This window comes from Pelotomaculum isophthalicicum JI, from assembly GCF_029478095.1.
Taxonomy (GTDB): Bacteria; Bacillota; Desulfotomaculia; order Desulfotomaculales; family Pelotomaculaceae; genus Pelotomaculum_D; species Pelotomaculum_D isophthalicicum.
In genome coordinates this window covers 1-25,909 of sequence record NZ_JAKOAV010000039.1, presented here as the reverse complement: position 1 = coordinate 25,909, position 25,909 = coordinate 1, and the positions used below count along the sequence as shown (strand labels likewise).

Annotated in this window: 27 protein-coding genes, 3 tRNA genes and 1 pseudogene; 17 read left to right on the top strand and 14 right to left on the bottom strand. The window is 45.7% G+C overall.

The annotated features are described in order from the left end of the window. A partial coding sequence (locus L7E55_RS15430) for a Druantia anti-phage system protein DruA (RefSeq protein ID WP_277445225.1) occupies nt 1-811 on the bottom strand: 811 nt, incomplete at its 3' end. A gap of 179 nt (nt 812-990) precedes the next feature. Between L7E55_RS15430 and L7E55_RS15425 the strand changes: the two genes are divergently transcribed. The 6 genes from L7E55_RS15425 (at nt 991) to L7E55_RS15400 (ending at nt 7,538) form a co-directional block, all read left to right on the top strand. After that, nucleotides 991-1,308, top strand: a complete 318-nt coding sequence (locus tag L7E55_RS15425; protein WP_277445224.1) for an AMP-binding enzyme — start codon at nt 991-993, stop codon at nt 1,306-1,308. 443 nt (nt 1,309-1,751) lie between these two features. Further along, nucleotides 1,752-2,819: a hypothetical protein gene (locus L7E55_RS15420; RefSeq protein WP_277445223.1), complete on the top strand. Its 1,068-nt coding sequence runs from the start codon at nt 1,752-1,754 to the stop codon at nt 2,817-2,819. After that, nucleotides 2,773-3,009, top strand: a complete 237-nt coding sequence (locus L7E55_RS15415) for a hypothetical protein (protein WP_277445222.1) — start codon at nt 2,773-2,775, stop codon at nt 3,007-3,009. Before L7E55_RS15420 ends, L7E55_RS15415 begins: the two co-directional genes overlap by 47 nt. A gap of 380 nt (nt 3,010-3,389) precedes the next feature. Continuing rightward, nucleotides 3,390-4,796: an SLC13 family permease gene (locus L7E55_RS15410; RefSeq protein ID WP_277445221.1), complete on the top strand. Its 1,407-nt coding sequence runs from the start codon at nt 3,390-3,392 to the stop codon at nt 4,794-4,796. Between the two features lie 360 nt (nt 4,797-5,156). Next, complete coding sequence (locus L7E55_RS15405) at nt 5,157-5,318, top strand: hypothetical protein (RefSeq protein ID WP_277445220.1); 162 nt, start codon at nt 5,157-5,159, stop codon at nt 5,316-5,318. Nucleotides 5,319-6,074: 756 nt separating this feature from the next. Further along, nucleotides 6,075-7,538 (top strand): SLC13 family permease, encoded by a 1,464-nt coding sequence (locus tag L7E55_RS15400; protein WP_277445219.1) that lies wholly within the window; start codon nt 6,075-6,077, stop codon nt 7,536-7,538. Between the two features lie 95 nt (nt 7,539-7,633). On the opposite strand, the gene L7E55_RS15395 is transcribed toward L7E55_RS15400, so the two are convergent. Continuing rightward, the gene (locus L7E55_RS15395; RefSeq protein WP_277445218.1) at nt 7,634-8,242 is read right to left on the bottom strand and encodes an HPP family protein; all 609 of its coding nucleotides are present in this window, start codon (nt 8,240-8,242) and stop codon (nt 7,634-7,636) included. A gap of 125 nt (nt 8,243-8,367) precedes the next feature. On the opposite strand from L7E55_RS15395, the gene L7E55_RS15390 reads away from it, so the two are divergent. The 4 genes from L7E55_RS15390 (at nt 8,368) to L7E55_RS15375 (ending at nt 11,745) form a co-directional block, all read left to right on the top strand. Beyond that, complete coding sequence (locus L7E55_RS15390) at nt 8,368-9,774, top strand: acetate--CoA ligase family protein (protein WP_277445217.1); 1,407 nt, start codon at nt 8,368-8,370, stop codon at nt 9,772-9,774. Next, nucleotides 9,764-10,456 carry an acetate--CoA ligase family protein gene (locus L7E55_RS15385; RefSeq protein WP_277445216.1) on the top strand — a complete coding sequence of 231 codons (693 nt, stop codon included), beginning with the start codon at nt 9,764-9,766 and terminating at the stop codon, nt 10,454-10,456. The genes L7E55_RS15390 and L7E55_RS15385 overlap by 11 nt, the downstream gene beginning before the upstream one ends. A gap of 64 nt (nt 10,457-10,520) precedes the next feature. After that, nucleotides 10,521-10,811: a putative quinol monooxygenase gene (locus tag L7E55_RS15380; RefSeq protein WP_277445215.1), complete on the top strand. Its 291-nt coding sequence runs from the start codon at nt 10,521-10,523 to the stop codon at nt 10,809-10,811. Between the two features lie 49 nt (nt 10,812-10,860). Beyond that, a complete protein-coding gene (locus tag L7E55_RS15375) occupies nt 10,861-11,745 on the top strand; it encodes a 1,4-dihydroxy-2-naphthoate polyprenyltransferase (protein ID WP_277445214.1) in 885 nt (294 codons plus the stop codon). Here the strand turns inward: L7E55_RS15375 and L7E55_RS15370 are convergent. The 3 genes and pseudogenes from L7E55_RS15370 to L7E55_RS15360 form a co-directional block, all read right to left on the bottom strand. Next, nucleotides 11,669-12,568 carry a DHA2 family efflux MFS transporter permease subunit gene (locus L7E55_RS15370; RefSeq protein WP_277445213.1) on the bottom strand — a complete coding sequence of 300 codons (900 nt, stop codon included), beginning with the start codon at nt 12,566-12,568 and terminating at the stop codon, nt 11,669-11,671. The genes L7E55_RS15375 and L7E55_RS15370 overlap by 77 nt on opposite strands. 26 nt (nt 12,569-12,594) lie before the next feature. Further along, nucleotides 12,595-12,978 (bottom strand): annotated as a pseudogene (locus L7E55_RS15365) (phosphatase PAP2 family protein); the annotation flags it as partial. Next, complete coding sequence (locus L7E55_RS15360) at nt 12,962-13,291, bottom strand: transglycosylase domain-containing protein (protein WP_338091239.1); 330 nt, start codon at nt 13,289-13,291, stop codon at nt 12,962-12,964. The gene L7E55_RS15360 and the pseudogene L7E55_RS15365, both read right to left, overlap by 17 nt. 413 nt (nt 13,292-13,704) lie before the next feature. Between L7E55_RS15360 and L7E55_RS15355 the strand changes: the two genes are divergently transcribed. Both L7E55_RS15355 and L7E55_RS15350 read left to right on the top strand, forming a co-directional pair. Beyond that, a complete protein-coding gene (locus L7E55_RS15355) occupies nt 13,705-14,064 on the top strand; it encodes a PadR family transcriptional regulator (RefSeq protein WP_277445209.1) in 360 nt (119 codons plus the stop codon). Between the two features lie 52 nt (nt 14,065-14,116). Further along, a complete protein-coding gene (locus tag L7E55_RS15350; protein WP_277445208.1) occupies nt 14,117-15,649 on the top strand; it encodes a DHA2 family efflux MFS transporter permease subunit in 1,533 nt (510 codons plus the stop codon). A 179-nt stretch (nt 15,650-15,828) separates the two neighbouring features. On the opposite strand, the gene L7E55_RS15345 is transcribed toward L7E55_RS15350, so the two are convergent. The 3 genes from L7E55_RS15345 to L7E55_RS15335 form a co-directional block, all read right to left on the bottom strand. Further along, nucleotides 15,829-15,904: transfer RNA gene (locus L7E55_RS15345), tRNA-Lys, on the bottom strand. Between the two features lie 32 nt (nt 15,905-15,936). Continuing rightward, a tRNA-Tyr gene (locus tag L7E55_RS15340) sits at nt 15,937-16,021 on the bottom strand. Nucleotides 16,022-16,131: 110 nt separating this feature from the next. Next, nucleotides 16,132-16,209 (bottom strand) — tRNA-Pro (locus tag L7E55_RS15335). Between the two features lie 403 nt (nt 16,210-16,612). On the opposite strand from L7E55_RS15335, the gene L7E55_RS15330 reads away from it, so the two are divergent. Further along, complete coding sequence (locus L7E55_RS15330) at nt 16,613-17,305, top strand: methylenetetrahydrofolate reductase C-terminal domain-containing protein (RefSeq protein ID WP_277445206.1); 693 nt, start codon at nt 16,613-16,615, stop codon at nt 17,303-17,305. Then, nucleotides 17,281-18,210: a methylenetetrahydrofolate reductase gene (locus L7E55_RS15325; RefSeq protein ID WP_277445226.1), complete on the top strand. Its 930-nt coding sequence runs from the start codon at nt 17,281-17,283 to the stop codon at nt 18,208-18,210. The genes L7E55_RS15330 and L7E55_RS15325 overlap by 25 nt, the downstream gene beginning before the upstream one ends. 319 nt (nt 18,211-18,529) lie before the next feature. Here the strand turns inward: L7E55_RS15325 and gap are convergent, their stop codons facing one another. After that, nucleotides 18,530-19,537: a type I glyceraldehyde-3-phosphate dehydrogenase gene (gene gap, locus L7E55_RS15320; RefSeq protein ID WP_277445204.1), complete on the bottom strand. Its 1,008-nt coding sequence runs from the start codon at nt 19,535-19,537 to the stop codon at nt 18,530-18,532. A 262-nt stretch (nt 19,538-19,799) separates the two neighbouring features. Here gap and L7E55_RS15315 point away from each other — a divergent pair, with 262 nt between their 5' ends. After that, a complete protein-coding gene (locus tag L7E55_RS15315) occupies nt 19,800-20,636 on the top strand; it encodes a DnaD domain-containing protein (RefSeq protein WP_277445202.1) in 837 nt (278 codons plus the stop codon). 28 nt (nt 20,637-20,664) lie between these two features. Next, nucleotides 20,665-21,399: an ATP-binding protein gene (locus L7E55_RS15310; RefSeq protein ID WP_277445200.1), complete on the top strand. Its 735-nt coding sequence runs from the start codon at nt 20,665-20,667 to the stop codon at nt 21,397-21,399. 112 nt (nt 21,400-21,511) lie between these two features. Here the strand turns inward: L7E55_RS15310 and L7E55_RS15305 are convergent, their stop codons facing one another. Next, entirely contained in the window at nt 21,512-22,123 is a 612-nt protein-coding gene (locus L7E55_RS15305) for a DUF2225 domain-containing protein (protein WP_277445199.1), read from the bottom strand. Nucleotides 22,124-22,418: 295 nt separating this feature from the next. Between L7E55_RS15305 and L7E55_RS15300 the strand changes: the two genes are divergently transcribed. Beyond that, complete coding sequence (locus L7E55_RS15300; protein ID WP_277445198.1) at nt 22,419-23,120, top strand: cell wall hydrolase; 702 nt, start codon at nt 22,419-22,421, stop codon at nt 23,118-23,120. Between the two features lie 119 nt (nt 23,121-23,239). On the opposite strand, the gene L7E55_RS15295 is transcribed toward L7E55_RS15300, so the two are convergent. From L7E55_RS15295 to L7E55_RS15280, 4 genes are all read right to left on the bottom strand, one after another. After that, nucleotides 23,240-24,199: a permease gene (locus L7E55_RS15295; protein ID WP_277445197.1), complete on the bottom strand. Its 960-nt coding sequence runs from the start codon at nt 24,197-24,199 to the stop codon at nt 23,240-23,242. 3 nt (nt 24,200-24,202) lie between these two features. Continuing rightward, entirely contained in the window at nt 24,203-24,454 is a 252-nt protein-coding gene (locus tag L7E55_RS15290; protein WP_277445196.1) for a thioredoxin family protein, read from the bottom strand. Then, nucleotides 24,444-24,794, bottom strand: a complete 351-nt coding sequence (locus L7E55_RS15285) for an ArsR/SmtB family transcription factor (RefSeq protein ID WP_338091238.1) — start codon at nt 24,792-24,794, stop codon at nt 24,444-24,446. Before L7E55_RS15285 ends, L7E55_RS15290 begins: the two co-directional genes overlap by 11 nt. 574 nt (nt 24,795-25,368) lie before the next feature. Further along, nucleotides 25,369-25,909 (bottom strand): helix-turn-helix domain-containing protein (locus L7E55_RS15280; RefSeq protein ID WP_277445194.1); only part of this gene is annotated, 541 nt, incomplete at its 5' end.

The window sequence follows — 25,909 nt, the reverse complement described above, 5'->3', positions numbered from 1 at the left end:
AACGGTCCATTCTACCCCTGCCTGCTGTCAGACCGACTGATATCCAATTAGCAGCTCTATAACAGGTTCCTTTGTAATGCTCTATATCTACAAATGTCTCCAGCAGAACCGGCTCGTAGCCATACCGTTCCTGAAAATCACTACGCACTTGTTTTGCAGCTAGCGACAGCGCTTTACTTGCCAAATTCTTTATCTTTACCCAAGGGAAGATCAGAAACCGCGTGTTGTTTACTACCAGGTGCAAGCGTTGGCTGCGCTCTTCCTTGCTCCAGCCGATCCAAATGTCTCGTTCGGCCAAAGCCCAAGCTGCAGCTGAAAACAACATGCAACCCAACCGCTTCTTTTCCGGAAAACCGGACCATATAAAATACCTCTGATGAGCGCCGAATGGACGCTTGTATCCTAATTTATGGTAACGCTCCACATACTCGTTCCAAAGGCGAATTCCTTCTTTGCTACGTACACTCTCCAATTCAATTGGCTCATATTCGAATACTGTTCCACCTATCTTTGGTTCGGGTTCGGTTCTCTGTCCGGGAACTACCTGTTCGCGTGAATGGGGTTGTGTTTTTTTCTTTTCCGGAAGCACAATCTCTTTTTGCATTTCCAGCCTATCCAGCAATTGTTTGCAGGCATCTATTTTATAGCGACCATTCGGAGCGTTCCAAGACAAGCCTTCACATATCGTCTTCGCCAATTCGTGGCGACTCAATTTCGGAAATAGACGCACCGTTTCAATGACATCTCGAAGTTCTTCAGTTGTAAACATACGCCCGCATATTAATATGGCCCCATTTTCATCATGTTTCATAGTGTTGGCCCCTTTCTTCTGGTAACCCACACTATTATCTCATAACGAATATATTTTGTCCAGTAGGGTTTTGCGAAAAAATATTCTCTTTAAAAGGATACAACGCTTTAATTTAACGGCTCTGAGAATTATGCGTCAGTACTGAAGGGTACTTCGTTTACGCCGGCCGGGGCGACGACATGATCAAAGCCGGCGGCATCTGGGTCTCGCCTGTGGAAGTGGAAGCTACCTTGATGCTGCACCCGGCAGTGCTGGAATGCGGTGTCGTCGGCGCGCCGGACGACGACGGGCTGATCAAGCCGAAAGCGTATGTTGTTTTCAAAGAAGGCGTTACAGTGAATGAAGAGCTCATGACTGATGTAAAGCTTTTTGTTAAGAAAACAATTGCTCCGTACAAGTTCCCGCGGTGGATTGAGCAGATTGATGAACTGCCGAAGACAGCCACCGGCAAGATTCAGCGCTATAAACTGAGACAAATTGCCGAAGCTAAAAAATAATAAATTAATTATTTAATAATTGAATTGCTGAGGTTGGAAACCCTGGAAACAAATTGCCATTGGTGGTAATGAGTTCCGGGGTTTCCAACACATTTATTTAACCGCTGATAATGTGGAGTTATGGGACAAGTATTTTAAATTTTTTATATTAAAGTGTTTAAAGCTGTGTTTTATATATGAGGAGGTGAAGACAGTGACATGACGATAGCGGTAGGACAAGGTGCTTTTAACTTGTAAAAATATTTGTGAGTTTAAGCACATGATTGTTCTAAGGAATTATTATTGATTCATAACGTATTTTTTTGTGAAACCAGCATCGAAATTATTTGAAGATTCTAAGCTCTAGGATTTTTGGCATTTGTTTTAATCTGCTTAATTATTGGAATTGTCAAACCAATAAAAATTATGTTTTATTGACGGTAAAGTTAAGGGAGGGTTAGTTAATGTCTGAATTCGTTGTCAAACGGGTCTTTAAAGGCCAATTGGCCACCGGGCTGGCGGCACTAATTCTGTGCTTTGTTTTATCTTGTATTTTCTGGCCGATATGGTCAATGTTTTTTAAAGCTATTTTCGCCTCTTTAGCCGCCCAAGGACTGGCGGAGGCAGATCCGAAACTGCAGAGTCAGTTACTTCAAGCCATGATAGAAGGCAGCTTTTTCTGGATGGTAATCAACCCCTGGATCTGGCAGACACTAGTGATGGGCAACTACGGCAAGAACATATTCACCACGAAACAGCCGCAAGCCGGTATCTGGTACACCCTGGTGGCCTGGGCCGTCGGCTTGATCGCGTTCTTTGTGATCATCGGTTTTCTCGGCATCTGGTGGAAACCATTTAACCTAGGTTTGATGTTTATGCCCAAGACAGCTGAGGAAGTGCAGTTAGCTTATGAAGGCTGGGAAGTGGCCAACTTCTTCGCCTTACCTGTAATCATGGCCCAGATCCCCTTCGTTTCTTTGTTCCAGAAATGGCCTTTCGCCGGCACCTCCAAGCAGCCGACCGAAGGTTGGGGCGTGTTTTTCTTCAGCACCCTGGCGGTTGTTTTAGTTTGGATGGCCACGATTATGCCGAGCTTCTGGACGAATTTGTCCCTTGGACACGAGGTAATTGTAGATAAGCCTATGGGTGGCTGGACAACTTGGGTTGCTTTCTGCGAATGGTTCATTGTCTTATTCCTGGTTCCGGCTGAGGGCGGCGAAGGTTATCCGATGAAAATTTTCGCCAAGAAGCAGCCCTGGATGGGCATAGCCGGACTTGTTATCGCTATAGTGGGCGGATTAATTTTAGCGAAGGGGCTAAGAGGTGTCCTTGCCCCGATTAACCCGGCGCTCCCCCCGGATGCGATTGTCGCTTCGATAGGTCTTTCGGTCGTCGTCTGCATATTGATTTGGCACCACCTGTTTGATGACCTACCCCACCGCCGCGATGGTACCCAGTGCGGCAGCCAGGGTTTTAGCCAGAGTCGTGATCTGGTTAGTACTGGGTGTTGGCTTAGGCACTCTCTGGATTAAATTCTTAGCCAAGATTCCTTTCGGCGGTAATGGTCACTTTCTGGGCCTTGACTACCCGGTCATGGGTATGATAGCCGGTCAGTTCGCCATTTTGATGACATTGCTCTTCTTCAACACTTTCTTTGACAAGTGGCCGCTGGTACGCAAAGAGCCGGTATCGGTCAGTCAGGGAAATACAATAGCCAAATAGGAAAGTAAAAAATTAGATATAAATTTATTTTTGACTTAATAAAATATTGTAGTGAAATTAAATGTTGTAGTTGAAAACCCTGGGGGTAAATTTTTGAGCTTGGTTTTCAGGTTTAATATGTTTTTATCCCAGGGTTTCAACACCATACTTATTTTTTATTTGGATATGTAACTCCGGGTTTTTCTACATAATAGGCAGACAGAAAAATGAGGCAAGCAAAATGATAATTTGAGGAGGTGAAAAATTTGACTTGATGACAATATTCAAGTCGACAGCGTAGGTGGAACGGGAATAATTTATTTTTACTTTGAAGAGTTCTGTGGTTGTTGTGCGGGAATATACGGCAAAAATTATTTTTAATGGCGAAGGGAGGAGTTAAATTGTTTAAAGATTCAAAAGTATTAGGTGTTTTGGCATTTGTTTTAATAGCCTTAATTATTGGAATAGTCAAACCATTTGCCGGTTTGGCGCCGCAAGGTCACTATATTTTAGCAACGGTGGCTGTCGCTTTGGGTATGTGGATTTTCAGGCCGGGCGGCTTGCCATTTGCGGCGGGTTGTTCGGTACTGATTGCCGGAGCCCTGATCTTTGGCCTGCCATATAATGTCGCTGCTTCCGGATTTGTCAGTTCAGCGGTTTGGACCCTAATCCCCGCCCTCTATTTTGGTTTTGTCCTGCAAAAAACAGGTTTGGGAAAAAGGATTGCGTACCTGGTGTTGAAAAGTTTTGAACCCAGCTGGCTGTCAATGGCCATAAGCTGGTTAATCATCGGTGTTGCCCTATCCGCCTTGACGCCTTCAATCACAGTGCGGATTGCTATTGTCATGCCGATCGCCATTGGCGTTGTAGAAGCCTGTAAACTGGAGCACCGTTCAAAAGGCTCGTCCTTTATTACACTGATAGCCTGGGCCATGTGTCTTTTCCCGGGTACCGGCTGGCTGACCGGCTCCCTGTCCGGCCCGATCATGCAGGGTTTCTTGCCTCCGGAATTAAAGCCGCTCGCCACTTTTGACGCCTGGTTCCAGATCCTGGCTTTGCCATGGTTTGTAATTACGATAGTTTTTGTTGTCCTGATCCTTCTGTTGATGAAACCCAAAGAAGCAATCGGCATTCCCCGGAATACTTTTAAGGAACAATACGCCGCCTTGGGCAGCATTACGCGCGATGAGATCATCACGACTATCGTACTCGTTGGTTCACTGGTAATGTTCTCCACTGAGCGAATCCACCACATACCCACAGCGGCAACGGCTTTGGTAGCGTTGTTTGCTTTAGTTATGTTTAAGATCATCACTGCGCCTGAGATAAGCACCGGTGTGAGCTGGGATGTGATTATTTTCTTCGGCGCGACAGTCAGTCTTTCAACAATCTTTACCACAGCCAAGGTATCGGCCTGGATTGGGCCTCTGCTTGAGCCAAGTCTGCTCAAACTGGCGGTTAATCCTTTGGCTTTCTTACTAGTCGCGACCTTTGGTATAATGCTGATTCGTTTTGTAGACGTCCCCTGGGGATTTTCTACAATTGCGCTTACTGCCACCATGCTTATACCGGTGTTTAATCAATTTGGCATTCACCCGCTGGTATCGACCATGGCCTATGTAGCCGGCATCAACTTCTTCCTGCTAAATTACCAGCAGCCGTTTATCTTGATGGGCGAAGGAATGATGCAAGGTAAAGGTTGGGCTCCGAGCTATGTCACGATAGCCGGCGTGGCCTATATTATATCGGTTGTCGTCGCCATATTGATTAGCATGCCTTACTGGCGGGCTATAGGTGTTATTCGCTAGTCCCCTAAACAATAATACTTCCCAAAGGGCTGTCAAAATTTACTTTGGTAAGTTGAAGTGAGCACAAAATGCCTCGTTCCACAATGTAAGTGGAGCGAGGCATTTGAATCTATAGATATTTTAGCATGTTTCTTTAAGGTGGATCATCCAAAATTATGGGATGCACCGGCAAATGGTATGAATATTGCATAAATTAATTACGAATGTCTGATATAAATATAATTAAATATTTTAATCCAAAGAGTACCCAAACCAAAACCGAGGACAAGCCAGATCACGACTCTGGTTAAAATCCTGGCTGCGGCACTTGGAACAAGTTCGGCAGTGGGATAGTCAGCAAACAGGTGGTGCCAAATCAACATGCAGACGATGACCGAAAGCCCTATTGAGGCTGTGATTAATCCGGGGGGGAGCGCCGGATTAATCGGAGTAAGAATACCTTTGGCACTTGGTTTGGGTGCTCTTTGGGTTAAATTCTTAAACAAGATTCATTTAGGTGTCAACAGTATAAGAGTGGGTTAACCAACCGTGGGTATTTTGACCGGCAACTGTGAAAGCACCCCTGATTTTCTTGGATTGAATAATCGGAGAGATAGGAGTGCTTTTATATTTGAGAATATTTATTTACACATTTAAGAGTTGGGTTTCTGTCTAATAATCGTACGCTGTGTGAGATTATTGAACACTTTAATAAAACAAACGATGTGGGCAGTAATTATGTTTTCACCACACGCTTCAAAGTTAGGTGTCTGTCCAATAATCATACGTTGTGTGAGATTATTGGACAATCTTCTAATAAACCGCTGCGGGTAGAATATTTTAGTATTATGCAACGGCATCTGTTCTATCTTAAGTAATCCAGTCTTTATCACGGTCGTAGCTTAAAATACTTCTAAGAAAATGAAAATATGCAGCTAATTTAAGGGATGTTAACAAATTTATGGCATAAATCAGCGAATGGTATGAATATTGCATAAATTACAATGAAACATTATAAAGCAACATGAGTATCATGTTGCTTTATAAAAGTATTGTACACCGGATAAGTATGTTTATTGTAATAAATACGTGTTCGAGGTGGGAGTTATCAATAGGTGTTTTTTTATATCCTGGCTGATCAGTTTAGGTTGCCAGAAGGATAAATTCATTTTAAGGGGAGTGATAACAATGGTTTAACTGCGCTGCGGATACAAGACACTGTATTTATTTTATTGAAAGCGTTTTTATTCACAATCTGGAACTTGCAAAAGCAGCTTTTTTATTGAAGGGAGGAGAAAAGTGTTGAAAGACAGAAAAGTGCTCGGTGTTCTCGTGTTTGTTATAATTGGTTTAATTATTGCATTATTTAAACCCTTTGCCGGTTTGCAACCCATGGGCCATTTAATGTTGGCCACGGTAATCATCGCTTTGGGTATGTGGGTATTCCGGCCTGGCAACTTGCCGTTTTTGGCAGGCGGATCGGTTATACTTTGCGGCGGCCTGGCGATCTTATTCGCCTTCCAGAACTATTTGATTAACCCCGCGACTCAGAAGGCGTATACATCAGCGGATTTGTACAGTACAATTGCCAATGGATTCGTCAGTTCCGCGGTTTGGACCTTGATCCCGGCCTTGTATTTTGGTTTTGTCCTGCAAAAAACCGGTCTTGGCAAAAGAGTCGCCTATATGGTATTAAAGAGCTTTACACCTAGCTGGGCGTCGATGGCTTTAAGCTGGTTAATAATTGGTGTGGCTCTCTCGGCCCTGACCCCTTCCATTACTGTGCGGATAGCGATTGTCATACCAATTGCCATGGGTATTGTTGAAGCTTGTAAACTGGAATACCGTTCAAAAGGAGCTGCTTTTGTCACCCTGCTGGCCTGGGGTATGTGCGTCTTTCCCGGTACCGGCTGGCTCACCGGCTCCCTGTCAGGGCCGATCATGCAGGGTTTCTTGCCTCCGGAGCTGAAGCCCCTGGCTACGTTTGACGCGTGGTTCCAAATCCTGGCTTTGCCTTGGTTTGTCGTGACGATCTTATATGCTGTGCTGGCGTTTTTAATTGCGAAGCCCAAGCAGCCAATAGGTATTCCGGTTGATACTTTCAAGGAAGAATATAAAAAACTGGGTAGTATGACGCGCGATGAAATAATTACATTGGTCGTTCTTCTTGGTTCACTGGTATTGTTCGCCACCGAGAGAATACATGGTATTCCGACACCGGCAACAGCCTTGGGCGCTCTGTTTATCCTAATCGCGACCGGAATCATTAAAGGACCGGAGATCAACACGGGCATCAACTGGGATGTGGTCATGTTCTTCGGCGTGACTGTCGGACTTTCGGCTCTCTTCCGGTTTGCGCAAATAGCGGGTTGGTTTGAACCTCTCATTAGGCCGACCATCCTTAATTTAGCGCATAGTCCCCTGGCTTTTATGATTATTTTTACTCTTGGTCTATTCGTCATCCGCTTTATCGACGTTCCATGGGGCTTTACGACTGCCGCGCTTACAGCTGTTGTGCTAATCCCGGTATTTAATGATTTTCACATTCACCCATTGGTGGCATCCATGGCTTATCTGGCCGCCATCAACTTCTTCCTGTTAGGTTATCAACAGCCGTGGATTTTAATGGCTGAAGGTATGACCGGGAACAAAGGGTGGGCTCCGAGTCATATTACTTTATTCGGCTTAATCTATACTGTGTCGGTTTTTATTGCCATATTAGTATCACTGCCTTATTGGAGAGCGATTGGCGTTATCCAATAATTGCTGAACATTTGACCTGAAACAATGTTTACCCCGGACACGGGCAGACAAAAATGTCTGTCAGGTCCGGGGGCTTTATTTTGATGAAACAATATTCATAACCAATATTGAGGATATTTTCTTGCCGGTGATATATTATTAATTAATAATGCAATTAAAATAAGTATGCTCGATCCGATAAGCACAGGCGCCAGGATAAAACTGAAATTTTGCCCGCCATAAACCGCGACAAAGGCTGTCGCGCCGCCAGGCGGGTGGAGGGTGCCGGTCAGGGTCATCAAGGTCATAGCTAAAACTACTGCCAGTGTGATTGCCCACCAGTCGTTGCCAAATAACTGATATACAGAAACACCGGAAAACGCGGATATCACATGCCCGCCAACAACGTTGCGCGGTTGGGCCATGGGAAAATGACAAGCTGTATACAACACGATGACAGAAGCCCCGAAAGACGGAATCATCAGCGGCACACCATGATGAGTGCTTAATAATGTAATGAAACCCGTGCTTAAGATGCAACCCAGAGATGAAAGGGCAAGCTCTTTCCAATTTACATGAGCGGCATGTAAATGATAACAGCGTTCATTGCAGCGCATTTTAGCAAAGTATAACCGTATGGTTTTGGTGATGATATTAACGGATTTTTCCTCTTGATTTACTATTATGCTGGATTTTTCCTCTAAATTTGCTGTTTTGCCAGACACAAGACACCTCCGGAGCGTGTTTCTGTTAAACGCTTACTAATTATAATATAATAATATTACATTTAAGTTAAGTTAGGATATGTAACTTATTACATTACTTTCTTTATTACGGGGAGGTGAGTATCATGGCTGGCACGGGGCCGGTAGACCTGCGTCCTGTTTTCTATCCAAAGCGGGTGGCTGTGTTTGGTGTTACCAACACCCCTGACCGGGTCGGTTACAATGTTCTCGAAAGCATTTTGCATGGTGGATTTACCGGGAAGGTTTACCCGATCCACCCACGTCATGAACAGGTGCTCGGATGCAAGGTTTATAAAAGTCTGGAGGATGTGCCGGAGCCGGTTGATTTGGCGGTGATCTGCTTAAATCAGTACGCTACGGTAAAAGCTGTGGAGAGCTGTGGCCGCGCCGGCGTGAAAGGAGTTATATGTAATGCCGGCGGTTACAGGGAGACGGGTGATGTTGGGCACGATCTCGAGAAATGCCTGATTGCGGCAGCTGAAAAATACAGGCTGCCGATGATTGGCCCGAATACTCTCGGAATGATTAACAACGACGGTAATTTCTACAGCACCTTTTACCCGCTCAAGATACCCGCTGGAAAAGTATCAATAATTTCACAGAGCGGGGGCATCGGGCTGACTACTATTCACATGGCTATTGACGAGGGGATAGGCATAAACAAGTTTATCGGAGTGGGAAACTGTTCCAACCTGGGTTTCGCCGATTGTCTCGATTACCTGGAAAACGATGATTCGACTGCCGTCATTGGGGTGTTTATTGAAGGCGCCGCCGACGCCGGGCGGTTCGTTCGCACCGCCGGCAGGGTGGCCCGGAAAAAACCGGTGGTGGTTTACAAAGCCGGGCGACTGGCGGAAGCCGACTACTACACACAAACCCATACGGGCAGTTCGGCCGGGTCCTTTCAACTATACCGGGACATTTTACATCAGCACGGGGTTTTTACGGTAAACAGCGCTTCCGAGTTGGTCGCCGCCTGTAAGGCTCTGGCGCTCCAGCCGCTGCCGGGAGGTAACCGGGTGGGAATTCTTACGCACACCGCCGGGCCGAGCGTCGTCATGATTGACCACCTGGCGCCGGCCGGGTGTGTCATTCCACCTTTACATGAAGAAACCGTCAGCCGGGTGAAGCAGATTATCGGTTCCGACAACCCGCCGGTTGTCTTGAAAAACCCGCTGGATGCGGCCGGCCTGGGCTTTAGCCGCCCGACTTATGGCGGCCTGGCCGAGGCGATGCTGGCAGACGACAACGTTGACTTGCTTCTCGCGGTGTACTGCCTGCATAAAACCTGGGAGCTTCCTGCAATTGAACTGATCAATGCCCATAAGAAATATAAAAAACCGTTAATTGTTAATTTCGTGGGGAACTGGCAGGGTTGCCGGGCGGATCAGGATTTCATGCAAAATGCCGGTGTGCCTCTTTACACCGCGCCGGAAAAAACCGCTGTGGCGGCGGCGGCGCTGGTGCATTACGGCATGCGGCGAAAAGGTGGTAATGACCGTGACGATTAATGAGATTGTTGACCACGCCGTCGCGTCAGGGCGGAATCTGCTGTTTGAGGACGAAGCGGGAGCGCTGCTTAAGGCGGCGGGTATTCCTGTAAACTCCTGCCGGGTGGCGTCGGATGAGGACGAAGCCGTGCAGGTTGCGAAAGAAACCGGATTCCCGGTGGCGCTCAAAGTGCGCTCGCGGACTGTTACACATAAAACTGATGCCGGCGGCGTCCGCCTGGGGCTGGCAGATGAGGAAGCAGTGCGCTTGGCTTACCGCGGTATTATGGAAAAAGTCCGTATGATTGATCCGGAATCTCAGGTGACGGTTCAGCCGATGGCTTCACCGGGTGTGGAATTACTGGTCGGCATGACTACTGATCCACAGTTTGGTCAGGTGGTCGCTTTTGGTTTGGGGGGTACCCTGGTGGAGTTGTTTAATGATATCACCTACCGCCAGGTTCCGTTACTGAAAAAGGATGCGACAGATATGATTAATTCGATTAAAGGCAGCGCTGTTTTAAAAGGCTACCGCGGCCGCCCGCCGGTCGACATCAACGCGTTAACCGGCATCATCCTTAAGGTTTCCAGGCTTGTGGAGAAAGAGCCCCGGATTAAAGAGATTGATTTAAACCCTGTATTTGCCTATCCACAAGGTATGTTGGCCGTCGACTCACGCATTGTTGTTTGCGGGAATCCATAGTTTGTTTCGAATTTCATATTATTATGTGTCAGGCTATTATATATTTGTAAAGGAAGATTCTTAAGTGATTACATTAGTGGCAAAATTAAAAGCCAAACCGGGAAAGGAAGCTTTACTGGCTGAAGAGCTCATTAAGCAGGCCAAGGAAGTTAGGGATAAAGAAAAGGAATGTTTAATGTTCATACCCCATGTATCTATAGATAAACCCGCTGAAATGGTGCTTTTTGAAAAATATGCGGACCAGGAAGCCTTTAGAATTCATTTTGAAACCCCTCATTTTAAGGCTGTCGCTCAAAAATTCGATGAATTGCTGGACGGCCAGATTGAAGTTATTAAATTAAATGAACTTGTGTAAAAATGAAGCAATCTAACGGTATAAGAGAATATGAACTGGTGGTGAGTTGGTGAAAACGACTTTCCAGAAGGGCAAGCAATTGTTAAGACCCCCCGGAAAGAGCGGGGATAGCTCGAAAGTCTGGTGGCGGCTTATGCGGCCGCATACACTTACGGCTTCCTTTATTCCGGTTTTGATCGGTACCTCACTGGCGTTAGCAAAATCCGGCCGAATAAATTATCCTATCTTTCTGGCAATGCTGGCCGCATGTTTGTTTATTCAGGGAGCCACCAATATTTTCAACGAGTATTATGATTTTAAACGCGGGCTGGACACTATGGATTCGGTAGGCATCGGCGGAGCGATCGTCAGGGATGGCATCGGAGCAAAGACGGTGTTTTACTCAGCTATTATCCTTTTGATAATTACGGTTTTTTTAGGTTTATTTATTAGCTTCAATAGCAGTTGGCTGGTTGCAATAGTTGGAGCCGCCTGTATGTTAACGGGTTACCTCTACTCCGGAGGACCTTGGCCTATCGCTTACACGCCTTACGGCGAACTAGTCGCCGGTGTATTTATGGGTCCTGTTATTATTTTGTTATCCTTTTTTATTCAAGCCGGTACGGTTGATCTCAAAATTCTCTTGATTTCGGTGCCGACCGCGGTGTTAATCGGCGCTATTTTAATGTCAAATAATATACGGGATCTTGACGGGGACAAAAAAAATGGACGCCGCACTTTGGCCATCATTTTGGGTAAAGACAAGGCGGTAAAATTTCTCTCGGGAATGTTTGTTTTCTCTTATGCCTGGAGTTTAGTCTTATTCATGATTGTATCGCCTTGGCTGATAATGGTATTCGCCAGCGCTCCCCTGGCCGTCAAAGGAGTACGGGGTTATCACGGTAAAACAATAGATAAAAAGGCATCAGAAAAACAACCGAAAACTGTGCCATGAAGTTTAAGAGCGAGGTCAAGTTGGCCATAGTGAAAAGACGGCTTTTAAACAGTGTAAGGTCCATCATCGGTTCCGGCACTCTTTTTTCCACAAAAATGAAAGTAGCCAATAGAATCAGCGCCGCTATTAACAATGCCCAGACGCCGGCGGACCGCCAGCCCCAGGACTGCCCATAGCTTAATGCAAAAAGAAGGAAAGACAACCCTAAAAAGGCCGACCCGGCTCCGGCAAAGTCAAAGTTCTGCCGTTTGGTCGCAACGCTTCTCCGGAGCACGATGGATGAGGCCGTTATGGCTACTATACCAATGGGCAAGTTGATGTAAAAAACCGACCGCCACCCGAAGTAGTCACTTAATACCCCCCCGATGGTAGGTCCAAAAGCCAGGGCAGCCGCTACAGTTGAGCCGATCAAGCCTAGCGCCCTACCCCTCTCGCCGGGTGGGAAAGTAGCAGCGATAATGGCCGGGCCGATGGCCATCATCATCCCCGCGCCTAGGGCTTGGACTACCCGGAAGGCGATTAGAACAGCCAAGTTTTGGGCCGTCGCGCAGAGTACGGAGGCAAGTGTGAAAATAATAAAGCCGGTTACATAAACTGTTTTATGCCCGTACATATCCCCCAGCCTGCCGTAAATCAGCAGCAGGCTGGAGATGACTAGCAGGTAGGACATGATCACCCATTCCACTGAAGCCAGGTCCGACTGAAAGTAGCCGGCTATCTGCGGCAGGACTATGTTTACCACGCTGCCGTCCAGCGGCGCCATGAATGTGCCGACTGCCAGCGCGGCCATCACCCACCACCGATGATTATTTGATTCCTGCATAATTCACCTCTAAACATTTGACCTTTGTAAGGAAGCGGCGAGAGACCGTCAGGACTGGCCATGACCGGATTGGGGATGATAAAAGATTCCTTGAAGAACGCCTTCAGCATAGTAACCCCGGCTCCGGTAAAGCAAGCGTGGCCGGCTGGGTAGGCGGGATGCGCGGGGCAGCCTTCCGGATAGGCCTGCGGCAGCAGGTAACTGCCATATTTGTCGAAAACTTCGGCAACTGCTTGTGAATTGAGCAGTTCCGGGTTAACCGGGTAGCAGGCGGCGCCCGTCAAAAGGTTCTGGACCCGTCCTCCGAACTCTTCCGGCCGGAGCCGGCGGTGGACAAGCCATTTTTGAAACCAGGCGGCTTCCAACGCTACTCTTGCCGCTTTGGCCACAAAATCAAGAATATGTGGTGTGAATAACTTCCTGGATCTTTCTTTTTATGGTTTTCTCCGGGCTTAGAAAAGACATCTTAACCAGTTGTTGGGTGATGGTGCTGCCGCCTTCCACAAGTGAGCCGGTGTCTAAGTCATTCCAGGCGGCTCTTGCTATCCCGCGCAGACTAAACCCGTGGTGTTCGTAATAATGAGGATCTTCTATTGACAGAAATGCGTCTTTTACCTGTTCGGGTATTTTGTTAAGACTGACCGGGACGCTATATTTTGTTCCTAATTGAGTGATCAAATTTCCGTCTTTATCATAGATCAATGTTTCTGTGCCGGATTGCATGGCTGCCTGGCTGAAAACGGGCATATCTCTAACACTTGTATAGACCACATAACCACCGGCGACAATCGCTATGAATACCGCAGCGCTAAAAGATAGCGGCACAAAGCGCCAAAAGTGTTTCTTCTTTTTGCTTTTCTGTGCCAATGTTTACTTTCCTCCTAAGCTTCCATACCCTTGAATGTTGCAAATTTAATTCATGCTTATTAGCTTGCAATATAGTTTCATCATTTCGCCGTAATTCTGACAAATCCTTTATAATTCGGGCTTTGGGGGTTCGGTTATTGTTTCCAGATAAATACTCAGGGCTGACTTACCTACTACCGTAATATACTAATTTTTTTTAAGCGATATTGACTTAGGTAAAATTTATTTGATATAAATAATAATATTATTAATAATAAAAAGGTGTAATTATGCGAGAAAAAACGGATGACCAAGAAACCCTAATGAGGCTAATTATCGGGTTATATATACTTAAAATACTTCAGCAGGGGCCAGCGCACGGAAATAAGCTGGCTACGGAAATAAAACGGCGCACGAAAGATATTTATACGCCTAACACAAACGCTTTGTACCCCCTGCTGCGAACAATGGAAGAACGGGGATATATATGCGGGGAGTGGGATAACCCGGTTACCCGCGGCAAGCGGGTTTATACGATTAAGGATGCCGGTGTTGCCCGTATACCCGCATTGGAATCAATGATGGAAGATAAATTAAAACAAGCTGAACGGTGGATCACTATTTTACGAACGGATTTACTCGGACACTAACATCAAGCATACAAGATCAATAACTAATTACTGCTAAAAGGATGTGGCTATTTTGGAACAGCGGGAAGCCTCTCAAAATGATTCCTTCTGGCTGCCGCTGTTAGTGGTGGTTCTTGGCGCCTTCGCGGCGATACTCAACAACAGCTCTATTAATGTGGCGCTGCCCAAAATGATGTCTATCTTCGGAGTTTCGGCGGAAGATGCCGAGTGGATTTTGACCGCGTATATGCTGACATCCGGGGTAGTGATCCCGGTTACCGGCTACCTCGGGGACCGTCTGGGCACCAAGCGGGTTTATCTTATCTGTACAGCTATTTTTATACTAGGCTCGGTGCTATGCAGCCTTGCCTGGAACAATAGTTCCATGGTGGCGGCTAGGGTGATACAGGGTATCGGTGGCGGAGCTATTATGCCGGTTAGCATGGCTATTGTTTACAGGATCGTCCCCAGGGAGAAAATAGGCCTGGCGCTTGGGGTTTGGGGTATGGCGGCGGTATGCGGCCCGGCTATCGGACCGACTCTGGGCGGCTACATTGTAGACCATCTAAACTGGCGGTTTCTTTTTACAATGAATATTCCCATTGGCGTCACGGGCCTCTTTTTAGCTTATATATTGCTTCCGGAAGGCCTGCTGCGCCAAAACTTGAAATTTGATTTATTGGGTTTTATTACTTCCACCTTAGGCTGCTTTACCCTGCTGCTGGCACTGAGCGAAGGAACAAAAGAAGGTTGGAGTTCTTATTATATAGTAGCTTTACTTACTTTTTCCTTTTACGCGTTGCTTTTGTTTGTAATTGTGGAACTCAACCATGACCAGCCGATGCTGGACCTGAGACTGTTTAAAAATGGTGTTTTCTCAATCAGCGTTTTTGCCGGGAGCCTGATTACGATTGGCCTGTATGGAGGAGTTTTTTTAATACCTCTTTTTACCCAGGACCTGTTGTTTTTGACTCCTTATGAAACCGGCCTGATATTAATGCCCGCCGCCATTGTGACAGCGCTGATGATGCCCATAAGCGGCTTTCTTTTCGACCGTTTTGGCCCAAAAGTCCTGGCTGTTGCCGGTTTGACACTGACAGCCTGGGGGACTTTGGAATTCCATAACCTGAGTTTGAATACAAGCAATTATAGCATAATGCTCCTGGCAGCCGTGAGATCCTTGGGTATGGGCCTGGCGATGATGCCGATTACTACCGCTGGTATGAATACTGTTCCGGTCAACCAGGTGGGCAGGGCTTCTGCCCTAAGCAACGTCACACGCCAGGTAGCAGGTTCTTTTGGCATAGCTATTCTTACCGCAGTAATGCAAAACAGGCAAGTTTTTCATTACGCTGGTTTGGCTGATGGGATGTCTATCAATTCTAACACTGTTTCTCTTTTGAGCCAGTTGAAAGGATATCTTACGTATGCCGGGGTAGCGGATGCCGGCGGCGCGGCAATGGCGGTTTTGGAAGGGCTTGTGGCCGAGGAATCCCTGGTCCGGGCCATAGACGACACCTTTATTGTGGCGGCGTTGTTTATATTCATTGCGATCCCTCTGGCTTTTTTATTGAAAAAGCCTGCGAAAAAGATCGAAGCCCCGTAGGTATTGGTGATAAAATATAGTTAATATCCTGGGGGGTGGTAATTATGTTTTGTCCTTTAAAACCAGAGTATGTGCAGCTTGTTACAATATTTACCTCCAAGTCCAAAAAATTAGACAAGGAATTTAGCTCTTCCTTGTCTAAAAAGTGTTAGTAACAAAATTAATTATAAGCTTGTTTTTGGTGGGCCATTAGGGACTCGAACCCCAAACCTGACGATTAAGAGTCGCCTGCTCTACCAATTGAGCTAATGGCCCGCGTTAATCTATATCTTTCTTATCCATTATTTTGGTGGAGGGGGCTGGATTCGAACCAGCGAAGTCGTCGACGGCAGATTTACAGTCTGCTCCCTTTAGCCACTCGGGAACCCCTCCATAACAGATGTCGGTCGTCGGAGGTCGGACGCCAGATAGTACGATCGGATTCGGCTTTGCTGAATTCCATATTAATCAGACATCTGACTTCTACCCTCCGATTTCAGCTCTGGTCGGGATGGAGGGATTTGAACCCCCGGCCTCTTGCTCCCAAGGCAAGCGCGCTAGCCAAACTGCGCTACATCCCGAGGTTTTGCATGATAACTATTATAATCAAACTAGCACTCAGCGTCAAGAGCAAAAAAATGTCCAGCTGCATGCTGGACGGGGAGAGATAGAACTCACCAAAGCTTGACCAAAGAGGAGTATTTCTATTATGTACAGAAAAAGTGGTAAATATACCACCGGTAATGGCGGCACTTGTTACTGTGCCGGCAAGAGAATTGACATTGAACTCTTTGAATATTATACTAAGGACAAAGTCGCGTCCTGAACGTGATTTTATTTAAAAATGAGGACGGATGTGATGGAATTGGCAACTGCAGGCCTGAACTGCAATGAGCAACTGGGGAAAACAGTTGAAGAGCGCAAGGTAAACGCAAGGCGCATGTTTCTTAATCAACTGGTTGACCGGGCATTGGTTTAGCAAACATGATTATAGCTGAACAAAAACCAGTTGCCGAGATCGCGGGTTACATCGAAAGTTGTAATAAGGTATTGCTTGTTGGTTGCGGCGGGTGTGTCACTGTTTGTCTGACCGGGGGAGAAAAGGAAACAGAGATTCTGGCAAGCGCGCTGAGGATTAAGCGCCGCCAGGAAGGCAAACCCCTGGAAACTGTCACCTGCGTGGCCACCCGCCAGTGCGAGCCGGAGTATATCGACGCTCTGGACAGTGCTGTCAGGGATGTGGACGCTATAATATCGCTGGCCTGTGGGATCGGTCCCCAATACCTGGCCGGGCGCTATAAAGATAAATATGTGGTTTCCGCTATGAACACAAGGTTTGCCGGCGGCGCCAAAAGGCACGGTTTCTGGGAAGAGTATTGCGGATTGTGCGGCGACTGTGTTTTAAACCTGACTGGCGGCATATGCCCGGTTATCCGGTGCGCCAAAAGCATTCTGAACGGTCCCTGCGGCGGTTCTCAGAACGGCAAATGTGAGATTAACAGAGATGTCGATTGCGCCTGGCAGCTAATCCACGACAGGTTAAAAATTCTCGGGCGACTGGACACGCTCAAGGAAATTGTGCCGCCAAAAGACTGGTCCCGGTCCCGGGACGGCGGGCCGCGCAAAATGGTCATTGAGGATGTGATGAGCGGATCGAATCCGGAAAAAGCAAATTAAAACAGATTCTCAAAAGCGGCCGGCTTGCGGTAACTGCCGAGATTAGCCCGCCGAAACATGCTTCCGCAGAAATGATTGTCCAGCAGACCCGGTTGCTGGGAGACTATGTGGACGCGGCCAATATCACAGACTGCCAGACGGCGGTGGTGCGGATGTCAAGCATAGGCGCCGGAGTCCATATACTCCGAGAGGGTATTGAGCCGGTTGTGCAAATGACCTGCCGGGACCGTAACCGGATTGCCATTCAGAGTGATCTGCTGGGGGCATACAGCCTTGGTATACGCAACTTGTTGTGCCTTTCCGGCGACCACCAGATGTTCGGCAACCATCCCACGGCTAAGAATGTCTACGATGTGGACTCGATCCAATTAATTAGACTGGTCAGGCGGATGAAGGATGAAAAATTGTTTTTTTCCGGGGAAGCGTTCAATGGCCAGGAGCCAAGGTTCTTCGTGGGCGCGGTGGCCAACCCGTTTGCCGATCCTTTTGAATACCGGGTTGACCGGCTGGAGAAAAAGATCAACGCCGGAGCGGAATTCATTCAGACGCAGACCATTTACGATTTAGAACGTTTCACCCGGTTTATGGAGATGTGTGTGGCACGCGGGTTGCACGAAAGAGCTTATATCCTGGCCGGGGTTACGCCCCTGAAAAGTTGGCGGGCGGCCAGATTTCTGCAAACCAGTGTGCCGGGCATGATTGTACCGGATGATATCGTCCGGCGCCTGAAAAACGCGGAAAACCAGCAGGAAGAGGGCAAAAATATCTGTCTTGAACAAATTAAGTATATCAAGGAAGAGGTTAAAGGAGTATCCGGGTTTCACATAATAGCCATCTCCTGGCCGGAAGTTGTGCCTGATATTGTGAAGAGTTCCGGTTTGTACCCCCGGCCTGTAATTGATTAATATATATACACATATTAATAAAATTTACTTGATCTGGTAAAGGGGCGCGAAGCTCCTTTTTTTCTTGTATGCCCAAAGGTCACCAGAAGCGAATTTGTCTTTGGTGTCAATGAAACAAGCACCGATTGATCGGGGATTACGTATATTAATATAAAATGATAGGGAGGTAAAAGTATGGAAGCTAAAGCTGAAGGTTTGGGCGGCATCGGTTTCATAGTATTCCTGATCTTTATCTTTTTGATTTTCGGTTGCTGCTGTTTCTTCATCTAGCAAATATAAGCAAGATGATTAAGGCTTCCATGCTGGAAGCCTTATTGCTTTATATGCCCCTTTTTTCTATGTAAGAAACAAGGTCAAGAACCCGGTTGGAATAGCCCCATTCGTTATCATACCAAGCCACTACACTAATCATACCGCCGTCAATGACCATTGTAGACAGAGCGTCGATGACGGCTGAGTGTGGATTTCCATTGTAATCATGTGAAACGAGAGGGAGTTCGCTGTAAGCGAGAATGCCTTTTAACTGACCTGCCGCCGCGGTTTTGAGCGTTTCATTAATTTCTTCCGCAGTGGATGGCCGGGAAATTTCAGCCGAAAATACCACTGTGGAAACGTTGGGAGTAGGTACGCGCATGGAAAGGCCGTTCAGCTTGCCTTTCAGCTCCGGTATGACCAGCGCTACAGCTTTGGCTGCTCCGGTAGTCGTGGGGATTATAGACATCGCCGCGGCTCTTGCCCGGCGAAGATCCTTATGCGGCAAGTCTAATATCTGTTGATCATTTGTGTAAGAATGGATGGTAGTCATTTGGCCGTGTAAAATGCCGTACACGTCATGAATAGTTTTGACAATAGGCGCGAGACAATTTGTGGTGCAAGAAGCGTTGGAAATGATTTGGTGCCTGACCGGATCATATTTGTTTTCATTTACTCCCATGACGATGGTAATATCTTCACTTTTGGCCGGGGCGCTGATAATAACTTTTTTGGCGCCGTTTAAGTGTTTCGAGGCGCTCTCGCGGTCGGTAAACCGGCCGCTGGATTCAACCACTATGTCTACTCCGTAATCGCTCCAGGGAATAGCGCCCGGTTCAGGAATGGCGAAGACTTTGATCTCTTTACCGTTAACCCTGAATTCCCTTTCTTCGTTCGCGTATATATCGGCGTCAAGATAACCATGCACCGAGTCATACTGAAGAAGGTGCGCCAAGGTGCAAGCGTTTGTCAGGTCATTGACGGCTACGATGTCGATATCTGTTCTTTTCATCGCAGCCCGGAAAACATTGCGGCCGATGCGTCCGAAACCATTGATGCCAACTTTTAAAGACATGCCGGGACCCCCTTTGGATGAATATGCAGATGTTGTTTTTTCTTATAGTTCCCAAGGCATCTCAAAACTACTCGTTTTAAAAGAAACTTGTTGACAGTTTCGAAAGCGTGCAAACAACTTGCTGACTATAAGTTAGGGGGAATGTGACGGAACGCAATGAAATGATCAACAGACGTTTTACGGGGTAGAACGAGGGTGGACAAATATCCAGCCTTACCATAAAATAATTATGAGGACAGACTAGGGGAGGTTTTACGGTCTTATGGTTGAACGACACAAGGAAAAAATCGTCAAATGTGACCAAAAGGTCAATATTACAGCAGCCTTTGGATCAGAACTGGTGCTTGAAGGTTCAACCACTATCCCCAATATATTGTTAAGAATTTATAATAAGATCGGTATTTCCGACTTTCAGATGATCATGTTGATTCAGATGATCAGGCTTTATGTTGAGGAGAAGGAGTTATATCCAAGTCCGGAAACCTTGGCCGACTGCATGGAAGCCGAACCTTCCAGGATTAAAAAGGAACTCGCTAGTTTAATGGAAAAAGAAATTATAGCAGTCAGCGAGTATTTTGACAGCTACCGGAAAGTAATTTTTGAAGGGTATGATTTTGAACCTCTTTTTTTAAAGGTTTCGGATATATGGGCGGGGATTCGGGCGAAGGAAATCGAGGAGTCTGAAAAACTCTTAAGGATTACAGTTAACGGCCGTGATTTTGACAATAAGAAGTTTGATGAAAACGCGGCCGGCTTGATTCCGATATTCGAAAACGAGTTCGGCCGGGCATTATCTCCGTTGGAGATAGAGCAAATTGAGCAGTGGGCGGCGGAAAGAGATGCCGGGTTGGTGGTTGAAGCGTTGAGGCAAGCCGTTTTAAGAGGTAAGCACAACTTTAGATATATTAACACTATCTTGATGGGCTGGGAAAAGAATAACCTTAGGACCTTGGAAGCAATAGCGGAATATGACCGGGAATTTCAGAGCCGCCGTTCAAGCCGAACGGCGCGGGGTAGCGAAGCTGGAAAAGGTGACTTGGGTACAGTCGAAAAAAATAACTCCCGGAAGAAAGCTTTTATTAAAACTCTGTACATCTAGGTATATTTAAGAAAAGAGGTAGGAAATATTGGGCAAGGCTTGCGATCTGTGCGGGGACCGCGGGATTATCCTTCAGGGAGAAGTGGCAGTGCCCTGCAGTTGCGGCAAGCAAAAAGCCATGGCGAGGCTTTTTAAAAATTCCCGTTTACCCCAAAAACTATTAAACTGTTCATTAGCCAACTTTAACTTCAAGTATTACGCCAGAGACTGTCTGGATAAGAGCAAAGGTATTTCTTATTATGAGCTTGCGCAACTGGCATATCAAGCTGCCAAAAAATTTATCGCAAAATTTTTGCAGGATCCCCACACGGATGGACTAATGTTTGCCGGTCAAGTGGGGAGTGGTAAAACTTTTCTGGCTTGCAGCATTGCCAATGCTTTATTAAGAAAAGGGAAGATAGCCCTTTTTGTTGTAGTGCCCGACCTGTTGGATCAGATCAGGTCGACATACGATATCGCGCGCTATTCCAGCGACTACACGGAGTTTGATCTGGTTGAAACCGCCCGCCAGGTGCCTCTGCTTATTTTAGATGACTTGGGCGCCCACAACTATACTGAGTGGTCGCGGAACAAAATTTATTCGATCATAAATTACCGCTTGAACCACTGCCTGCCGATTATTGTGACAACCAATATCACGCCGGAGGATCTGGAAGAATATCTGGGGGAAAGGACTACTTCGCGTCTGCTGGAGATGTGCAAACCCTACCGTTTGCTGGTGGATATAGATATTCGTGCTGTACAGCGAAAAGAAAGAGATTGATAAACCCGCCCTTTAGCAGAGGACGGGTTTTTGAATTACTTAGTGATTTGTGAATAGTTGATATGTGGGTATAAATAAGCGGCGATTTTGAGGCTTTATTAAAAGAGCGAAATTATTTTGTTTTACGTAATATTTGCCGCACTTCAGCCCATAGCTCCCTGGCCTGTTTTGCCACCGCGGGTTGAACTGACTTATTCTGGCGTCGTAAAATCCTTTCCAGCCATCTGGCTGCTTCAGGATATTTGCCAGTTCTGAAATATAAAACAGCAATCAAATACGTAATATTTATTTCTTTTTGAGCCTCTTGGAAAACCTCATTTTTATATGCGGACATAAGGGATAAAAGGGCCTTTTCAATATAATATGATTCTTTTGCCTCATTTTTTTTATAGCGGTACAGCCAAGCTATTTTCAAATATAGCATTCCTTTTATCGAATTAAGACCCTGATTTCCTTGCATGGATAACAAGGATAACAGGAAGGTTTCAACAGCTTGATCTAAATTGCGGACACCGCCGTAGTCTGTTAGTGAGCGATCTAGCAAGACTTTTTGTAAACGTGTTTCAATATTTTTTTCAGTTTTTTTCTCGTTTTCCTCAAATACGCTTTCATCAACGCTATCTAAGTATTGCTCTAATGTCGTGGCAAATTCACGGTGTTCGTCTTTGTTCCCCAGATTGGATGCGGGTTTTTCCTCCGGAAGTTGTTCTTTTGCCGTATTCATGTTATCACCTGCCAACTTAGGCTATTTCATTTAGGATAAAGTGCCTTTGCATAAATTTTACTTTTATTTAAGTATGTTTTATGTGACCGTCATCACATAACAAATGGCGGATTAAATATTGCATCATTCTGTGTATCTCTGATGGAATGGGCATGGTTTTTATAGAAGAGGTATTTTTTTATTTAAAATGGCAATAATTTCAAAAGAAGTAAATAAATTTAACCGGATAAAAATAAATGCATACAAAATTGATAGATGCGCAGAATATTTTTTGGATTCGGGAAAGGAGGAGAAAATGAGTAAATATGTTCCAGGACTTGCCGTAAACTTGTTAAAAGTAACGTTATTAACCTTGGCGTCATTGGCGATATTGACAATTGCCGTGCCGCGCGGCGAGTGTTTTCAGAACACAGGTGCTCAAATTACGGACCAGTCCGATTCCATTTTAAGTTGTATTGTCCGGAAAGGTGATACTCTATATGATATTGCGGGTTACCACCAGGTTTCGGTCCGTGAACTGATGAAGGTCAACAATTTGTCCGATAGCTTAATCATACCCGGGCAAGTGTTGATTATTCCTGAAAAGCCGCAGGGAGAGGGTTCATTATCCCGCGGCGATATTTCCAGGGAGGATTTGATGCTTCTGGCCAGGCTAATTCACGCTGAGGCGAGAGGAGAAAGTTTCGAAGGGCAGGTTGCCGTCGGAGCTGTTATTTTGAACAGGCTGGCGAGCCCGTATTTCCCGAAAACGATCCGGGAGGTAATATATCAAAAGAGCAGCCGGGTATATCAGTTTTCACCGGTAGGTGATGGTTCCATCAACCTTGAGCCCAATGAGAAGGCTGTTCTAGCTGCCAAACAAGCGCTTCAGGGTGCGGATCCAACAGGTGGAGCGTTGTTCTTCTACAATCCGGACATCAGCAGAGACCAATGGATACGTACTCTGCCGGTGATGACCAGGATCGGCAATCATGTATTTGCCTCGGTCACAACGTAAAAGGAAAGGGGACAAGCCAAATAAGAAAAGGGGACACCTTCTTAAGTTAATCTTTAGATAAAATATGGGAAGGAATGTCCCCTTATAAATACTTATTAATAACAGTTATTATACATCAATTACAGAATTATATTGAACAAATAGCCTACACCAATAATCGCCAAACCGACTATACCGAAATAGGTTGCGAGTAGTTTTGGCTTCAACACCTGTCTTAGAATAATAGCCTCAGGCAAAGACAGTGCCGTTACCGACATCATGAAAGCCAGTGCCGTACCCATCGCCATGCCCGTCCTGACCAGTTCCTTTACAATTGGAATCATCCCGGCAGCGTTAGAATATAAAGGAATGCCAATTATAACTGCGAGCGGCACTGCTAAAGGGTTACCCGGGCCGGCATATTGAGCCAGGAAACCGGCTGGGGCGTAGCCGTGCATCGCGGCCCCGACAGCAATCCCGACGATAACCCAAAGCCAAACCTTTTTAAATATTTGTACTGTATAATCTTTTGCGTAACTAAGACGTTCATTCCAGGTTTGTTCATGCTCTTCGACGGCGCAGCCGCATCCCGGGGAACTTATTTGGTACACATATTCCTCGACAAGATGCTCCAGTTTCAATCGGCCCAAAATCGTCCCGGCAATAATGGCTATGATTACCCCGCTGACAATATAGATTAGGGCTATTTCCCAGCCGAACGTCATCCAAAGCATTCCCAAGGCAACCTCATTCACCATCGGCGAAGATATCAGAAAAGAAAAAGTCACTCCAAGCGGGACCCCCGCTTCCACGAAACCGATAAACATCGGCACCGCGGAACAGCTTCAGAAGGGTGTGAGGATACCAAGCACCGCCGCAAAAATGTTGCCGATGAACTCCCCCCTGTTGCCCAGTACTACCTTTGTTTTCTCAGGCGGAAAAAAGCTCCTGATCACAGCAATAATGAATATGATCAAGACCAGCAGAAATAAGATTTTAACTGTGTCGTAAATAAAGAAGCTAATCGCGGAGCCCAGGTGTGATTCAGGTGAAAAACCCATCAAACTAAAAACCAGGTATTCAACAAATTTCTGCCACATAGGTTACCCCCGTTTCTTTAACTCACTGGTAATAATGTCTCTTAACTTGTCCTTACTCGGAACCACTCCGGATAATTTCACTTGGTTGTTAACAACCAGGGCCGGTGTCCGCATCACATTATATGATAATATTTCCCTCAAATCTTTTACATGCGAAACATTTGCCTCTTCATTCAACTCTCTTAACACATCAATTACCATTTGCTCAAGTTTATTGCAGTTGGCACAACCGGCACCTAATACTTTAATATCCATTTTCATCCTCCATCCGTTTTTCTTTATTTAATATACTCAAGGTTTCTTTAACCTGCGATACTAGAACCTCTTCTATCAGTTGCAGGATTTCAAAAATTTGGGGATGGTTCACTTTGTACATGACCTTCATGCCATCTTTACGAGAGCTGACGATCCCCTGTTTTCTTAAAATCGCCAAATGCTGTGACATATTTGATTGTTCCACATCCAAGTCCTCGGTAAACTCACAAACACATCTTTCGCTGTTCATCAGGTGTTTGATAATTCGAATTCTGGTTGGATGTGCTAAAGCCTTTAAAAATTCTGCTTCCATGGACAATAACCTTTCGTTCAAAATCATCCCCCTTTATTTTTATTACAATTCCTGCTGCTACCGAAAGTATAAAAATGAATGCGTTTTCTACTGGGACATTAAATCTTATGCTTAATTATATTTTCATTATATGATAATATTCTAATATTGTCTACAATAAGAGTGGCGCAATACATTAAATTATCCGCGTCTATTATCAAGGGCAACATCTGGACAGATATTATTTAATAAGATAAAATCCCACCTGCATTAAGTCAGATGGGTTTGGGATAAAAACACAATTTTCTTGACTCTACCAATGTTATCGCTAGCAAATCGAGACGTCCGTTTTCCCGTAAGTTAAATCTTTAATTTAAGGATCTCCTGAAAGATTTGTTCTTCACTGGGCTTTTGCTTGCATTTGCCCTGATTTGAGTAAATAATTTTACCGTTAATGGCTACCTCATAAATGCCATTATGTCCTTCTATCAGTTTCGGAGCAATGCCAAACCTTTTTTGGATTGCAGCCGCCAAACCGGAGGCTAAAACCGGTCACGCTCTTTTGGCGTTTCTTAACAACAATAGACTTGAATTCGCCTTCGCGGGATGAGGACTTCGAGGTTTATTTCGCCATATTATTAGCTTCACCTTTATTATCACCTATAACAATGCCCTTGATTTTAACTTTTCCCTGTTGGGCTAAACGGCTAATAAAGAAAATCACGCTTCCCTCGTTAATTTTTAACTTTTCGGCAATATCCTTTATCTGAACTTCACCCTTGGTGTCAACGAATGTTAATATTTCTTTTTCTACCTCTCCTACCCAATCCTCAAATAACGCCCGAACTTCCGGCGTCGCGTAACTCCCCATTTCTGCCGCCTTGCTTACGGATTCAGTCATTTTTATGCACATTTCCATAGGATTAAAATCTTTCCCCATCTGTTCCATCATCTTCATTCCCATTCCGGACATTTTCTGCATCATTTCCATGGGATTCATTCCACCCATCATTCCGCTCATCATACCCATTTGTTCTTGTTTAGGAAAGTATACATTTTTGAGGGTACCCGGTGAGACCATAATATGGTAACATTTAAACATGAGATATTCGTCGAAAATAAAAGAAATACTTAAAATAAATTGGCCAGAGTTTGAAGAGAAG